Origin of the sequence: Paraburkholderia sp. ZP32-5, assembly GCF_021390495.1 — a bacterium.
GTDB lineage: Bacteria > Pseudomonadota > Gammaproteobacteria > Burkholderiales > Burkholderiaceae > Paraburkholderia.
This window is the reverse complement of sequence record NZ_JAJEJP010000002.1, coordinates 293,427-308,478: the sequence shown is the minus strand read 5'-3', so window position 1 is coordinate 308,478 and position 15,052 is coordinate 293,427. Positions and strand designations below refer to the sequence as shown.

At 60.7% G+C, this 15,052-nt stretch carries 15 protein-coding genes and 1 tRNA gene; 12 read left to right on the top strand and 4 right to left on the bottom strand.

Annotated elements, in window-relative coordinates; translation table 11 throughout:
- Positions 1-49 precede the first annotated feature (49 nt).
- Positions 50-1,069, top strand: coding sequence for a D-cysteine desulfhydrase family protein (locus tag L0U82_RS20235; protein ID WP_233833892.1), 1,020 nt, complete (start codon positions 50-52; stop codon positions 1,067-1,069).
- A 36-nt stretch (positions 1,070-1,105) separates the two neighbouring features.
- Here L0U82_RS20235 and L0U82_RS20230 read toward each other — a convergent pair whose 3' ends face one another.
- Positions 1,106-2,287, bottom strand: a complete 1,182-nt coding sequence (locus L0U82_RS20230; RefSeq protein ID WP_233833890.1) for a porin — start codon at positions 2,285-2,287, stop codon at positions 1,106-1,108.
- Between the two features lie 103 nt (positions 2,288-2,390).
- Positions 2,391-3,296, bottom strand: a complete 906-nt coding sequence (locus L0U82_RS20225) for an MBL fold metallo-hydrolase (RefSeq protein WP_233833889.1) — start codon at positions 3,294-3,296, stop codon at positions 2,391-2,393.
- Between the two features lie 207 nt (positions 3,297-3,503).
- Between L0U82_RS20225 and L0U82_RS20220 the strand changes: the two genes are divergently transcribed.
- Positions 3,504-4,457, top strand: a complete 954-nt coding sequence (locus tag L0U82_RS20220) for a LysR substrate-binding domain-containing protein (RefSeq protein ID WP_233833887.1) — start codon at positions 3,504-3,506, stop codon at positions 4,455-4,457.
- Positions 4,458-4,546: 89 nt separating this feature from the next.
- Here the strand turns inward: L0U82_RS20220 and L0U82_RS20215 are convergent.
- Positions 4,547-4,631, bottom strand: a tRNA-Leu gene (locus L0U82_RS20215).
- Positions 4,632-4,734: 103 nt separating this feature from the next.
- Between L0U82_RS20215 and L0U82_RS20210 the strand changes: the two genes are divergently transcribed.
- The 4 genes from L0U82_RS20210 to L0U82_RS20195 all read left to right on the top strand — a co-directional run bounded on the left by L0U82_RS20210 (position 4,735) and on the right by L0U82_RS20195 (position 7,646).
- A complete protein-coding gene (locus L0U82_RS20210) occupies positions 4,735-5,142 on the top strand; it encodes a nuclear transport factor 2 family protein (RefSeq protein WP_233833885.1) in 408 nt (135 codons plus the stop codon).
- Positions 5,143-5,213: 71 nt separating this feature from the next.
- Positions 5,214-5,858: a glutathione transferase gene (gene yfcF, locus L0U82_RS20205; RefSeq protein ID WP_442793644.1), complete on the top strand. Its 645-nt coding sequence runs from the start codon at positions 5,214-5,216 to the stop codon at positions 5,856-5,858.
- A 553-nt stretch (positions 5,859-6,411) separates the two neighbouring features.
- A complete protein-coding gene (locus tag L0U82_RS20200) occupies positions 6,412-7,137 on the top strand; it encodes a cytochrome c oxidase assembly protein (protein WP_233833881.1) in 726 nt (241 codons plus the stop codon).
- The gene (locus tag L0U82_RS20195) at positions 7,134-7,646 is read left to right on the top strand and encodes a CopD family protein (protein WP_233833879.1); all 513 of its coding nucleotides are present in this window, start codon (positions 7,134-7,136) and stop codon (positions 7,644-7,646) included. Before L0U82_RS20200 ends, L0U82_RS20195 begins: the two co-directional genes overlap by 4 nt.
- Here the strand turns inward: L0U82_RS20195 and L0U82_RS20190 are convergent.
- Positions 7,610-8,122 carry a DUF2231 domain-containing protein gene (locus tag L0U82_RS20190; protein WP_233833877.1) on the bottom strand — a complete coding sequence of 171 codons (513 nt, stop codon included), beginning with the start codon at positions 8,120-8,122 and terminating at the stop codon, positions 7,610-7,612. The two genes, L0U82_RS20195 and L0U82_RS20190, sit on opposite strands and share 37 nt — an antisense overlap.
- 84 nt (positions 8,123-8,206) lie before the next feature.
- On the opposite strand from L0U82_RS20190, the gene coxB reads away from it, so the two are divergent.
- The 6 genes from coxB to L0U82_RS20160 all read left to right on the top strand — a co-directional run bounded on the left by coxB (position 8,207) and on the right by L0U82_RS20160 (position 14,826).
- Positions 8,207-8,860, top strand: a complete 654-nt coding sequence (gene coxB, locus L0U82_RS20185; protein WP_233833875.1) for a cytochrome c oxidase subunit II — start codon at positions 8,207-8,209, stop codon at positions 8,858-8,860.
- Positions 8,857-11,394, top strand: a complete 2,538-nt coding sequence (ctaD, locus tag L0U82_RS20180) for a cytochrome c oxidase subunit I (protein ID WP_233833873.1) — start codon at positions 8,857-8,859, stop codon at positions 11,392-11,394. The genes coxB and ctaD overlap by 4 nt, the downstream gene beginning before the upstream one ends.
- The gene (locus L0U82_RS20175; RefSeq protein ID WP_233833871.1) at positions 11,391-11,729 is read left to right on the top strand and encodes a hypothetical protein; all 339 of its coding nucleotides are present in this window, start codon (positions 11,391-11,393) and stop codon (positions 11,727-11,729) included. The genes ctaD and L0U82_RS20175 overlap by 4 nt, the downstream gene beginning before the upstream one ends.
- A 53-nt stretch (positions 11,730-11,782) precedes the next feature.
- A complete protein-coding gene (locus tag L0U82_RS20170; RefSeq protein ID WP_233833869.1) occupies positions 11,783-13,108 on the top strand; it encodes a ferredoxin reductase family protein in 1,326 nt (441 codons plus the stop codon).
- Between the two features lie 213 nt (positions 13,109-13,321).
- On the top strand, positions 13,322-14,089 hold the full coding sequence (locus L0U82_RS20165) for a hypothetical protein (protein WP_233833867.1): 768 nt from the start codon (positions 13,322-13,324) through the stop codon (positions 14,087-14,089).
- Positions 14,090-14,109: 20 nt separating this feature from the next.
- Positions 14,110-14,826: a hypothetical protein gene (locus L0U82_RS20160; RefSeq protein ID WP_233833865.1), complete on the top strand. Its 717-nt coding sequence runs from the start codon at positions 14,110-14,112 to the stop codon at positions 14,824-14,826.
- Positions 14,827-15,052: the final 226 nt, after the last annotated feature.

Below are 15,052 nucleotides of genomic sequence, written 5' to 3'. Positions count from 1 at the left end.
ATAACATTGCTCGTCGCGCCTTCAGCAATTTCAACGACTTCGTAAGACCATGAACTCTGCCTCATTGCGTACTCTCGATCTTTCGGCCTTCCCGCGTCGCGCGCTTCTCGAAGGCCCGACACCGATCCAGCATCTGCCACGGCTGAGCGCGCATCTCGGTGGCGCGGACATTTACGTCAAACGGGATGACGTGACCGGACTCGGTGGTGGCGGCAACAAGTTGAGAAAGCTCGAGTTCCTGATCGGAGAAGCATTGGCGCGCGGTGCCGACACGATCATCACCGTCGGCGCGCGGCAATCGAATCACGCGCGGCTCACGGCAGCCGCGGCCGCGCGCGTCGGACTCGCCTGCGAACTCGTGCTGACGAGAGCCGTACCCCGGTTCGATCACGACTATATAGAGAACGGCAATATCGTCCTCGATGCGCTGTTCGGCGCGCGCGTGCACGATCTGCCCGGCTCCGCGAATGCACTGCAATTCGCCGAGGATCGCGCCAACGAACTGCGTGCGCAGGGCCGCAATGTCTATGTGTGTCCGCTCGGCGGTTCGAGCCCGGCGGGTTGTCTCGGCTATGCGGACTGCGCGGCGGAAATCGTCGCTCAATCGCATGCGCAGGGTTTGTCTTTCGACCGGATCGTCGTGCCTAACGGAAGCGGCGGCATGCATGCGGGGCTGGTCGCGGGTTTTGTCGCGATGGGTCTTGACCCGTTGCGTATTGCTGCCTTCACCGTACTCGCCAATGGCAGTCATACACATGCGGTTACGCTCGATAAGGCGAATCAGACCGTCCAGCTGATCAACGCTAATCTGCGCGTGAATGACGACGCGATCTCGATCGATGAAGCACAGTTAGGACCGGGCTACGGCATTCCGACCGACAGCATGCGCGCCGCTGTTCGCCTGATGGCCTCAAAGGAAGGTCTGTTGCTCGATCCCGTGTATGGCGGTAAAGCATTCGCGGGCGTCGTGGAAAACGTGACCAGCGGGAAGTACGCGGCGGGACAGAAAGTTCTGTTTGTTATGAGCGGCGGACTTCCCGGTCTGTTTGCCTATCGGAGCGAGTTCTGAATCAACACGTGGCGTGTGGCAATGTCACACGCTTCATCAGAACTTGTGCCGTATCCCGACGCGTAGTGCCGCCTGATTCTGATTCGACGATGGCGTCAGATTATTGATCGCCGCCACCGCCGGCACCACCACGTCGACACCCTTGCTATTAGTCTCGACCGCATTTCCCGACGCGTGCTGATACACACCGATCAGATAAACGTCGGTACGTTTCGACAGAAAGTAGTCGACGCCCACTTGCCCCTGCTGATACGTGGCGCCGGTCTGTCCATCGATATCACCGCCCTTCGTATAGTGATACGCGGCGCCGACCAGTAACGCGGGCGTCAATTGATAGCGGAAATTGAGTTCCGCGCTATTGAACGTGACGGATTGCCCCGCAAACGCGGACGCATACGAACTGCCGAGATTCAGGAACCGGATGTTCGAATACGTCGCGCCGAGCGTTGCCGAGCCGAACGTATAGGCGCCGCCCGCGGCAATCACCTGATAGGTATTCGCCGACCCATATCCTGAGTACACCGGCGACGTGACGTTCGATACGTTCGTCGCAATCGCGCCGGAAGTACTATTGCCAAAGAAGCTGACGTTCGGGTTGCGTGCATTCAGATACCCTGCACCCAATTCCAGTGGGCCATTCGTATAGCGCGCACCGAACGAATAGATCTGATTGCGAGTTAGGTCTCCGGCCAAGCCACCGAGGCTATAGAGGCCGCCAAACGTCAAACCGACATAGTTCGCGCTCGTGTACTTGATCGCGTTATTGACGCGATAAGCGTTGTTGAAGTTATCGATGTCGCCAGGATGCGCGGAGATGATGCCGCCCCACTGTCGCGCCACACCCAATATACCGACGTAGTCGACAACCAGATCGTATTGGCGTCCCAACGCCAGCGATCCATATTTGCCGGCCAATCCAACGAATGCTTGACGGCCAAAGCCGAGTCCACCCTGTGCGAGCTTGCCGGTGTTCGGATCGAAACCGCTTTCCAGTACGAAAATCGCCTTTAGTCCGCCGCCGAGATCTTCGGAGCCTCTCAGCCCCCACCGGCTTCCCTGCAGAATGCTGCTCGACAAGCTATACAGGTGGCCGCCTTTGCTGTTCGTGCTGAACAGCAATCCGTCATCGATGATGCCGTACAGCGTAACGCTGCTCTGTGCGTGGGCAATGCCCGAAACAGCCGCCATTACCGCCGCGGCAACGAGTCGCTTCTTCATCGTGTCAGTCTCCATGTCGGCCCGCGCACGGGCTATCGCGCGCGGACCTGCGTCGGGTCCGCGCGTTTATTGCGCGTTTATTGAATTGACGTCTGGAATACGTTTAGATGGGCTCTTTCTGGCGGATCTCGGGCGAATAGTCCGCCTGCTTCACACCGCTTGTGTCGATATCGAATGACATCAGGTCCTCGCCGATAACGAACTTGCCGTCATAGACTGACCGAATCCGTTCACGCAATTCGTCGACACTCGCGCGCGGTATTCCGGGTTTGCTATAGAGCGAGATGTGCGCGAATACCGCCAGCTTCGGCTGCGCTTCCTTGAGAATCCGTGCCGCCTTCTCCGGACTCGCGAGATAGCCATAGAAATGATTCACATAGTCGGGCGCGGCCTTCTCGAGTGCACGGCTACCGATTGCAACACTCTGCACGAGCAGATCGGCATCTTTTGCGTGTGCAACCAGATTCGCCGAATAGGTTGTGTCGTCAGTGACAACCACCGCATGGCCGCTGTATTCGACGCGGTAACCATAGTCCGGTTTCACATGACCATGCTCGATCAGAAACGCAATCACCTTCACGCCGTCTTTCTCGTAGACGACACCCGGCTCGACGCGTTTCGCGATGATATGCGTGGCCGGCTCTACTACCTCGCCTTCCAGCATGCGCATGCGGTTCTGATCCTTGAAGAACCGTTCGGTGCCGCGCGCGACGTTATCGATGCCGTCCGGGCCGAATAGAAGCATTGGCTTGCGCAGACGTCCGTCATCCGTCGGCAGTGGTGCGGTGGCGTAAATATCCGGTAATCCGGTGATATGGTCGGAATTCAGCAGGCTGATAAAGATCGCGGAGAGATCGCGCAATGGCACCTGTTGCTGATGCAAGCGCATCGCGGCGCCGCGTCCGGCATCGAACAGCAGCTTTTGAGTACCCGCCTCGACGAGCACGCTAATGCCGAAACGATTGATGTTGAGAATGGGAGTGCCCGTACCGAGAAGCGTGACTTTCATCGTCGCGGCGAAAGTTGTGGCACAGCTCGAAGCCGCGATGAATGCGAGCAGAAGGGCAAATTGACGTAACGCGTAACGCACAGATGTCTCCGTTTTTTATCGACTCGTTGAATGATTGATGCACGGCGATAAAATGACATGAAGATCCCGACGCACAGTAATGCTTTGTTTTCGGGGGGCGATAACTTCCTGATATCGGGGTATTCCATGAGCGTCGTCGAACAGCATCTACTCGCGCGATTGAGAGCGCGTCATCTCGCGCTACTGGTAGCGCTCGCGGATACGCTGAGCATCCATCGGGCCGCCGATCGCCTGCATATGACACAGCCCGCGGCGAGCAAGGCACTGCGTGAGCTGGAAGAACTGTTTGGAACACGTCTGTTCGAGCGTTATTCGCATGGCTTGCGGCCCACCGCGGCGACGCAGATCGTCATCGATCACGCACGCATCATGCTGAGCGAAATGCAAAAGCTCGGCGGCGATCTCGAACTGCTCGCCAATGGCGCACAGGGAAAAGTGCGCGTCGGCATCATGCCGGTTGCGATTCCAGGCTTGCTGACCCGCGTGCTTGCGCTGATGGACAAGGAGGCGCCGCGCGTCGTCACCGAGTTTCACGAGGGCGCGCTCGACTGGATGCTTGCCGGGCTCGCGCAGGGAAAGCTCGACTGCATCGTCGGCAGGCTCGGAGAAGGAACGGCCGCCGCGCCGTTCTGCCGTGAGGTGCTATTCGAGGAAGACGTTTGCATCGTCGCGCGCGCTGGGCATCCGCTCGCGAAGCGCAAGAAGATCACGCCGGCCATGCTGGCCGCCGCCGACTGGATCTTTCCCGGCGCGGACGCGCCGCTGCGTGCATCGATCCGCAGCTTCTTTGCTGACTGTCAGATTCCTTCGCCAATTCCCAAAGTGGAATCCGTTTCGGTACTCGTGAACCTTCAAGTGCTGCAGGAAACCGACTGGCTTGCGTTTCTGCCGCATCAGATCGCGGTCGAATATCAGAAACTCGGCGTGCTGGCTGTACTCGAAGCGCTGAATGAATGGACGATGCCCGCGGTGGGACTCGTTACGCGCGCCGAAACGCGCCCGGCGCCGGCATTGCAGATCTTCGCGCAGCTCGTGCGGCGCGTGGGAGAGGAGATTGGGGAATTGCGGGGGCGTGAGTAGCGGACTTTCGGACAGGCGAAAGACAACGCGATAGACTGGCAAGTCCGCGGTTGTCTGAAGAATGCACGCGGCAGTTGAACGATTTGAAATGGTGCCCAGGGCGGGATTTGAACCCACACGCCTTGCGGCGCTACCCCCTCAAGATAGTGCGTCTACCAATTTCGCCACCTGGGCAGAGGGGCGCCATTGTAGCCACTAATTTAATTTTTTAGAAGCCCCCGTCGCGACGAATTTCAGCGGGCGGCTTCGCTCGATCCGACAAGGACGATCGCCAACCATGACTGCATCTCCCGTATCGACGACAGCCGTCGAGATTCCCGTCCAGCAGCAGCTCGACGCGTACAACGCGCGCGACATCGACGCATTCATCGCTCACTGGGCCGACGACTGCGAATACTATGAATTCCCATCGCGACTGCTTGCGCGCGGAACAGCGCAGATTCGCGAGCGCCACGTCGCGCGATTCAAGGAACCCAATCTGTTCGGCAAGCTGATCCAGCGCAGCGTTATCGACAATCTGGTCGTGGATCACGAGATTGTTCAACGTACCTTTGCCGAAGGTCCGGGCGAAGTCGACGTACTCGCAATCTATGAAGTCGAAAACGGCAAAATCACGAAGGCGTGGTTCAAGCTCGGAACACCAAGGCTCGATGCGGCGACTCGCACTCATAACCCGCGCGATTGATACGCATCACATTCCCGTAGCAAGTATTGCGCACGCGTCGCATTTTGCGGAGCGCGCCGATTCACTCAATCATGGAGAGTACCTTGCAACAACACCCTTTGCATCTGTACACGGACGCTCAATTCACGAGTCCCTACGCAATGTCCGTTTTCGTGACTCTGCGTGAAAAGCAATTGCCATTCGAATTTTCCACTGTCGATCTCGCGCGCAAAGAGAACCAACAAACCGGATATGCAGCCCGTTCATTGACACGACGCGTTCCAACGCTGACACACGGAGACTTCGCCTTATCCGAGTCATCGGCGATTACCGAGTACCTCGAAGAGACTTTTCCGCAAATACCGGTCTATCCACAAGATCGACATCTTCGGGCGCGAGCGCGCCAGGTGCAGGCATGGCTTCGCAGCGATCTGATGCCGATTCGCCAGGAGCGCTCTACTGAGGTGATTTTCTACGGATCGCGCGGCGCGCCGCTTTCGCCCGCCGCTCAGGAAGCCGCGCAAAAACTGTTTGCCGCGGCCGACGCATTACTGCCCGCCGATGCAGTCAATCTCTTCGGCGGATGGTGCATAGCCGATACGGATCTCGCATTAATGCTGAACCGCCTGGTACTCAATGGCGATGACGTGCCGCAACGATTAAAGGACTATGCGACGCGCCAGTGGGAAAGATCCAGTGTCAATCAGTGGGTCGAACTGAAGCGTCCCGCGCTGTAAGGGCGCGATACCGAAAGGTCACCACGCCGAGCCATTGCATTGCACTGCACTGCACTGCGTGCCGCCCAGGACTCTCCATCCGAGCGCGGCACGCGCACTATCCACCCGCTGTCCTTGCGCGATTGCGCGCCCGCTCCCTTTGCTGTCGCGCGCGGACAATGCTGACGATAATCAGCACGATAGCCAACAATGTTAATTCGATCATCGCAGGAATGCGAATAGGGTCATCAAACATGATGGACCTCCGCCACGTGGTCCCTTCATATTACGCCCGCTGCAAATAATCTGAAAAGTATTGCGGCGCACCATCATTCATACTGTAATGCGGCTAAACGTCAACTGAGTTCACAATTGACATGGAGTCGTAATGAGCCGCCATTTTTTCTATTAAAGAGACTACTCCCCTCAGATAGCTGTCCCTAAACAGAATATTTGAGCTACAGTACGTGGGCGATCGAACGGATCGTGAGCCATCCCGACAATTTTCCGGTGACTTCTTTTCGCATGCCGTACATGCGCATTGAAGCACTGGACGAGTTGAAGATATTGCGCCATGCCATATTTTCCTGTCGCCTATTGTGGTCCCGCCGCGATCCCGGAGAACCTCTGGTTGCGCTGGAATACCGACCCACTGTTGCTCGCGGCGCTCGCGGTCCTCGCGTTCGTGATAGCGAGCGGCCGTTCGGCTAATGCGCGAGCGGGCTGGGCAGCTCTCGCGCTGATGGTCGTTATCTTCGTATCGCCGTTATGCGCGCTGTCTTCCGCATTGTTCTCGGCGCGCGTCACTCACCACATCGTTCTGATTGCCGCTGTCGCGCCGCTGCTCGCGCTCGCGTTTCCACTGGCGCGCTTCAAGCAGCCGCCGCTCGTACCGGTCGTGGCCGCGCACGCGGTCTTTATCTGGCTTTGGCATGCGCCGGGGCCCTATGCGTGGGGACTTTCCACCGTGCCCGGCTACTGGTTGATGCAATTCACGCTGCTCGGCAGCGGCTGGTTGATGTGGCGCAGCATCTTCTCGCCGTTGCTGCCCACCGGCGCCGCGCTGATGGCGCTCGTGGCGACGATCGGACATATGGGTCTGCTCGGCGCGTTGATCGTGTTCGCACCGGTGCCGCTCTATGTCGTGCACTTCGCGACCACCGCCGCATGGGGACTCACGCCGCTCGCCGATCAGCAGCTCGCCGGCCTGTTGATGTGGGTACTGGCCATGATCCCTTATCTCGTGGCGGGCCTCCGGCTCGCGTGGTCCAGCCTGCATGTCAGAGAGCCTGCCCTGTGACGATTCTTCTGAAATTCATCCATCTGGCCGCAATCGCAATCTGGTCGGGCGGCCTGATCGTCTTACCGTTTCTGTTCTGGCAGCGTCGCGGACTCATCTCCAGTACCGAGGTCGACCGCTTGCATCGCATTACGCGGCTCGTTTACGTAGAGCTGACTTCGCCGGCGGCCTTCGTGGCGATTGCGAGCGGCACCGCGCTGATTTTTCTGCAAGCCACCTTCGTCGAATGGTTCACCGCGAAGATGGTGCTGGTCGGCATCATGGCGATGCTGCACGTGCTGGCCGGTCTCGTGCTGCATGACCTGTATCTGCCCAATGGCCGATTCAGCCGCGGCTCGGGAATCGTGCTGACGATCGCGTATATCGTCGTGATCGTCGGAATTATCTGGATCGTGCTGGCCAAGCCGACTATCGACTCGAACATGTTCGCCCCGCATCTGTTCGAGCCCGGCGGACTTGGCCGGTGGCTACATCATTCCTTCGGCGAAACGAGAATGCCCACGCCATGATCGAACACGAGCTTGCCCCCATGCCAGCCGGCGAAGCCCGTCATCACCGAGGCCATGACCGACAGCACGAGCCCATGCGGCAGGATCTGGTCGGGATAGATAAGCCGCACGCCCCAGTTCGCGCCGGCGATCGCGACGAGTGTCATCGCGGCGACCGCATGCGACCAGCTCGCTTCCTTCAGGCGAATGCCGCGCACCAGCAGCAACTCGGCGGTGCCGACCACGCTCGCCGCCACGCCGCTCCAGAATGCGAAGCCGGCGGCCCACAGGCCGACGCGCACCCAGAACGGGTCGCCCGTCCACCAGTAGATCAGGTCCACACCCAACGTCGCGACGACGAACGCGATCGGGAAATGCACCATCATCACGTGAATCGGATGGCCGACGAGTGCGACGACCGAGCCCTTGTCGAGCCGCAACAGCTCCAGCAGTACTTCGCTCTTTGCTTCCGATCCGGAATTGCCGCTCTTTGCCATGGTGGAGTGCCCTCGCGTCGAATGAGTGATTCCGCAAACCATCATAGCTTCTCGCGTGTGGCGGTCCAAGCAGGATTGCTCGCAATGTTGTCGGGCTGCGCGGGACCGTTGTCGACGCTCGAACCGTCCGGCCCCGCGGCGGCATCGATCGCGGGATTGTGGTGGGTAATGCTGGCCGGCTCGGCGATCCTGTTTGCGATGGTGCTGGTGCTGTTCCTGTTGACGGTATTCCGTCCGGGCTGGGGCTCGCGCATGTCGCCCGCGCGCTGGATCGTGCTCGGCGGCCTCGTGCTGCCCGCCGTGATCCTGATTCCGCTGCTCTGCTACGCGCTATACGCGGGCGAGTTACTGCTACCGTTGCGCGCGCATGCACCCGCGCGTATCGAGGCAATCGCACAGCAATGGCGCTGGACCTTCCGCTATCCGGACGAAGGCAACGTCGAAACCGAGAACGTGCTGCATCTGCCCGCGGGCCGGCCGGTCGATATCGCCGTCACCAGCAAGGACGTCGTGCACGCATTCTGGATTCCGCGCTTCGCCGGCAAGATCGACGCGGTGCCCGGGCATGAGAACGTGCTGCGTATTCAGGCCGATCAACCGGGCCAGTACGCTGGACAATGCAACGAGTTTTGCGGCATCGGTCATGCGCAGATGCATTTCAGCGTGATCGTCGATCGTCCTGAAGACTTTTCCGCCGCCGTCAAAAACGCCGCCGCCACCGGGGAGGTGAAGAAATGAGTGTGCCCATCGAGCCGCCGTCACAAGGCGTGACCGCGCTGCGGCTGCATCGCCAGCTCACCGCGATCTGGGCCACCGGCAAAGGCGTGCAGAAGCTCGCCTCGGTCAACCACACGGTGATCGGCATGCGCATGATGATCACCTCGTTCGTGTTCTTCGCGATCGCGGGGATTCTCGGCATGCTGACGCGCGTGCAACTCGCGACGCCTCACGCGGCCTTTATGGACGTCGAGACCTACAACCAGGTCTTTACGATGCATGGCTCAATGATGCTGTTCCTGTTCGCGATTCCGATGGTGGAAAGTTTCGCGGTCTATCTGACGCCGAAGATTCTCGGCACGCGCGACTTCGCGTTTCCACGCCTGACTGCTTACGGGTACTGGTGCTATCTGTTCGGCGGCACGATCCTGACCGTCTCGCTGATTCTGCGCAGCGCGCCGGACGGTGGCTGGTTCATGTACACGCCGTTGAGTTCGAACGTTTATACGCCGGGCCTGAATGCCGACGTGTGGCTGCTCGGCATCACGTTTGTGGAGATTTCGGCGCTGTCACTGGCGATGGAAATCGTCGTGTCGATCCTGAAGATGCGCGCGCCCGGCATGTCGCTCGACCGCATGCCGATCTTCGCGTGGTACATCCTCGTGACCGCGATGATGATGATCGTCGCGTTTCCGCCGCTGATTCTCGGCTCGATCCTGCTCGAAGTGGAGCGCGCATTCAACCTGCCGTTCTTCGATCCGACCCGCGGCGGCGACCCGTTGCTTTGGCAACATCTGTTCTGGCTGTTCGGCCACCCGGACGTGTACATCATCTTCCTGCCGATGGCCGGCGTGCTGTCGACGATGATCCCGGTGTTCGCAAGAAGGCGCCTCGTCGGCTACCGCACGATCGTCGTCGCGATCATCGCACTCGCGTTCCTGAGCTTCGGCATCTGGGTTCACCACATGTTCACGGTGGGCATTCCGCACCTCGCGCTCGCGTTCTTCTCGGCCGGCTCGGCGATCGTCGCGGTACCCACGGCAATCCAGTTCTTCGCATGGCTCGCCACGCTATCGCACGGTCGGCCGCGCTGGGACGTGCCGATGCTGTATATCTTCGGCTTCTTCTTCGTGTTCACCTGCGGCGGCCTGACCGGCGTGATGCTCGCGATGGTGCCGTTCGACTGGCAGGCGCACGACACCTACTTCGTCGTCGCGCACATGCACTACGTGGTGGCCGGCGCGCTCGCGTTCCCGATGCTCGCGGCGTTCTATTACTGGCTGCCGCTGCTGACCGGGCGCACCGCCGTATACAAACTGTCGGTGCCGGCATTCTGGCTGGTGTTCATCGGCTTCAACATGACGTTCTTCATGATGCACCTGACCGGCCTGCTCGGCATGCCGCGGCGCATCTTCACGTATAGCGGCGACGAAGGCTGGAACTGGCTCAATCTGCTTTCGTCGGTGGGCAGCTTCGTGATGACGATCGGCTTCGCGCTCGTGCTGATCGACATCATCGTGCAGGTGCGTTTCGGCCGGCGCGTGCGGCGCAATCCGTGGGAATCGACTACGCTCGAATGGGCGATGCCGACACCGCCCGCGCCGTACGCATTCGCGTCGATCCCGCACATGGATGCGCAAACCGAAAAGGTCCCACCCGGCCAGCTCGCGAGTTCGCTCGCGCGCGGCGAAGGCTATCTCGGCTTTACGCGCAACGGCTGGCAGGAAACGCTCGGTGTTCATATGACGTCGGGCGAGCCGGAGCAGCTGATCGTGCTGCCGAACGCGACCTATCTGCCGCTCGTCACCGCGATCGTGACCTGCGCGGCGGTGCTCGCAATGCTGTTCAAGTTCTATCTGGTTTCGGTCGCGTTCGCCTTCGTCACGTTCGGCCTCTTTATCTATGCGGGACAAAACGCGGGCCTCGCGCGCGATTACGGCGCGCTGCCGGTCGGCCGCGGCGTCAGCGTGCCGCCGCATACCGAGGTGGCCAGCCCGCCGTCATGGCTATCGCTGATCTGCGCGCTGGTCGCGAACGGCACGCTGTTCACGTCGCTCGTGTTCGGCACGTTCTATCTGTGGATTGCCGCGCCGAACTGGCCGGCCGCCGTCACGCCGCAGCCGAGCCGTCTGCTCGCGCTGATCACGGTCGTCGCGCTCGCGGTTGCGGCCGCAACGACACGCGGCTCGCTACGCGCAGCCGCCGCGAGCCGCAAACCGCACGGCACGATCGCACTGACGGTGATCGCATTGATCGTCGCGCTCGTCGCCGACGTGATGCTGATCAACGGCGTCACGCCGAATCCACGTGAACATGCGCTCGGCGCGACAGCCGCCGCGCTGCTCACCTATATCGCGATCCACGCGGGCATCGGTTTGCTATTCCTGATCAGCAACATGCTGCGTCTTGGCGCCGGCTTCATTTCCGCGCGACGTTTAACGGACCTGCGCCTCACGCGTCTGTGGGTCGATTACACGCTCGCGACGGGCATCATCGCGCTCGGCCTCGTGCTCGCGCTGCCCGGCCTCGTCGCGATGCTGGGAGCGCGGCCATGAACGAACGTCCGCTTTCGCCGCTGCGTTTGTGGTGGCTCGCCGTCGGCTTCACGATCTGGTGCCTGGCGTTCGTGATCCTCTATGCGCTGCACGCGATCGGCTGCGCGTTCGGATGGCCGGCCACGACGCTGCGCCTAAGTCTCGCGGTCGTGCTGCTGCTGCATCTGATCGCGATCGGCTGGCTATGGCGCTATCGCGCCGCCGCGATCCGCGATCCGGGCCCCGAGCGCATCAGCACGTTCATGCATACCGTCGTGATCTGGACGCTGATCGCGGCGCTCGCCGCCACCGTGATTACCTTCGGACCGGCGTTGCTGCTGACTACCTGCGTTTGAGCGGCGTCACGCTGGATTGCGAACGATAGATCAGCGATACGGAGAGGCACGACATGCAGTCTCAGGATCTTGCACGCAAGGCCATCTGGTCCGCGATCTATCTGCTGTTTATTCTCGCGCCGCTGTTCGCGCTGCTGACCGGCACACTGCCGCCCGCGCGCAGCTTCGGCACCGAGTTCTCGGTTGCGCTCGGTTACTCCGGCCTCGCGATGATGGGCCTGCAATTCGGCCTCACCGCGCGTTTTCGTCACGTGACGGAGCCGTGGGGCGAGGACGTCATCTATCACTTCCATCGGCGCGTTTCATTGCTCGCGGTCGGACTCGTCGTCGTTCACCCGCTGATTCTGTTCGCAATCGGCTCCGACAAGCTCGCGATGCCGGATTCGCTGCTCGAGGTTCCGTGGGGGGCGTGGTTCGCGTTCCTGTCGATCGGCGCGGTGATCGTACTGGTGGTGACCGCGCTATGGCGCCAGCAACTGAAGATCCCCTACGAACTCTGGCATCTGTCGCATATCGTGCTGGCGCTGACCGCGATCTTCGGCGGTGTGCTGCATATGATCGGCTGGGGCTTCTATCTGACCGATCCGTTCAAGCGCACGCTATGGATCTGCATGACGATCTTCTGGATCGCACTGCTGCTCTACGTGCGGCTATTCAAGCCGCTCTTTATGCTGCGGCGGCCGTACCGCGTCATCGAAGTGCGCGCGGAGCGCGGCGACACCACGACGCTCGTAATGGATCCCGACGGCCATGCGGGGTTTCGCTTCAAACCGGGGCAATTCGGCTGGCTCAATGTGTGGGGCAGTCCGTTCCGGATCACTGGGCATCCGTTCTCGTTCTCGTCGAGTGCGGAAGCCGCGAATGGCCGCGTCGAAATGACGATTCGCAATCTCGGCGATTTCACCAGCAAAGTGAAAACGATCGCGGCGGGCCAGCGCATTTATCTCGATGGGCCTTACGGCGCTTTTACGATTGGTCATCCGACTGACATGCATGTACTGATCGCGGGCGGTATCGGCATCACGCCGATGATGAGCATGATCCGCACGCTCGCCGATCGTGGCGATCAGCGTCCGCTCGTGCTGATGTACGGCGGCAAGAACTGGGACTCGCTGACCTTCCGCGAGGAACTCGAAACGCTGAGCACGCGGCTCGATCTACGCATCGTTTATGTACTGAACGACCCGCCCAAAGGCTGGAGCGGAGAAACCGGGCGCATCGACGCCGCGATGTTCCGGCGTCATCTGCCGCCCGAGTACGCGGATCACGAGTACTTCATCTGCGGACCGGACCCGATGATGGATGCGATCGAAACGGCGCTCGGCGAAATGCAGGTGCCGCGAGTCCGCTACCATTCCGAGCGCTATAGCTTCGTCTAGGAGAGTTGCGATGCGTCGACTATTGGCCAACCGCCTCGTCGTTCTGACCGGCGTCATCGTCGTGGCGCTGTCGCTGCTATTCACCTGGCTGCGCGTGGGCACGCTGCATTAGCCACAATACGCACGTATTGGGCGCGCTGTAATACACTGGCTCCGAACATTGGCGCGGCCATTGGTGGCAGGCGTTTCCTTACGCTCGAAGGTTGAATCGATATGCTTTATTCCGGAATTGGTCTGCACGTTTTCATTGCGATTTTCTTTGCCGTGCATGCGGTACGTCATAACCAGGGCATCTACTGGCTCTTCATCCTGTTTGCTTTTCCGTTGCTCGGCAGCGTCGTGTATTTCTTCGCGGTCTTTCTGCCGAGTCTGCGGCAATCGCGCGGCGCGCGTGTCGCCACGCAAGCGATTACGCAGTTCGTCGATCCGAATCGCGCATTGCGCGAGGCGCGTGCCGACTTCGACCGCGCGCCGACCGTGCAGCATCGGATGCGTCTCGGCGATGCATTGCTCGCAGCCGGCAATCCGCGCGAAGCACTCGAACATTTCCAGGCTGCGGCGAATGGTCCTTTCGCCAACGATCCCGCGTTGCTGCTGGGCCTCGCGCGCTCACAATTCGCGCTAGGCGATTACACCGCCACGAACTCGACGCTGGCGAATCTGTTCAGCGTCAATCCGCAAGCACGCAACCAGGGCGAACCAGCGCTGCTGTACGCGCGCACGTTGGCCGCGCTCGGCGCACCCGGCACGCGCGCGGCCTTCGAACAGGCGCTCACCTGCGCGAGCGACGTCGCGCCGCGCTGTCTGTTCGCGGACTGGCTCGCCACGCAACCGGACGACGCCGACCGCCAGCATGCGCACACGCTGTACGCGGAAATCGTGCAGGACGCACGGCACTGGCCACGTCACGCGCGCGAGCATAACCGCGAGTGGTTGCAGCGGGCGCAGGCCGCGATGGCGAGCGGTGTGACGCGGCGATAAACGACGCGAGGAGAAGTTCGATGGCATGCAACACGACGTTTTTTCGTTTGCCCTTTCGTCCGCTCGGTGCGCCCGCTTTGTTCGCGTCGATTGTTACCATCGCACTGAACTTCACCAGTACTTTCGCTCATGCCGCGACGGCGGCCGAACATTTCGCATGGCCTTCGTCTTTTGTCGTGATGGGCAACGGCTATCCGCACGCCGGCGATGCATGCCGGCGGCTCGGCGAATCGGCCGCAACCGCGAACTATCTGGACCATACGGCGATGCTGGTCGGTTGCCCGGGATCCAGCGACAGTGCCGCGGCGCGTGCGATCCTCGATCATCGGCACGCGCGCGTGGTAGGAGAAGCCGATGGCGTGACGCTGATTTCGATTTCGACCGAAGGCGATCGCTCTACCGTCTCTCACAGCGACCCCGCGCCGGTCAAACCGACGCCTTTCAGCGCGACCGGTACGCTGCCTTGCGAACGCGGCGGCGGGCAGACCAAAACCATGTGCAAGTTCGGCGTCGTGCGTCACGGCGATCGATCGACGGCGGTCGTGATCTTCTGGCCCGATGACCGCACGCAGACCATCTTCTTTGCCGCCAATGGCCGGGTAATCGGCACGGGCGTGAAAGCCGACGATCAGCCGGTACCCGGCAATACACTTACGCAGAAGAACGCCGGCATTAGCCTGATTTCCATCGGCAACGAGCGATATGAAATCACCGATAGCGTTCTTTCCGGCAACTGAATAGCACGAAGTACTCGCGTAATCGGAACATAAAGTCACTGACAATTCGTTGACGCATTGCGCGATCGAAGGCACACTCAGCAACCATGCAAGCCCTCACCTCCCTCCCGATTGCGACGCATCATCATGCGCATACCCGCGCGGGACTGCCGTTGGGGACGTGCATACGCTAGGTTTTCAGTAAGCACCATGCGCCACGAAGCCCCGCCGGTTACGACGGGGCTTT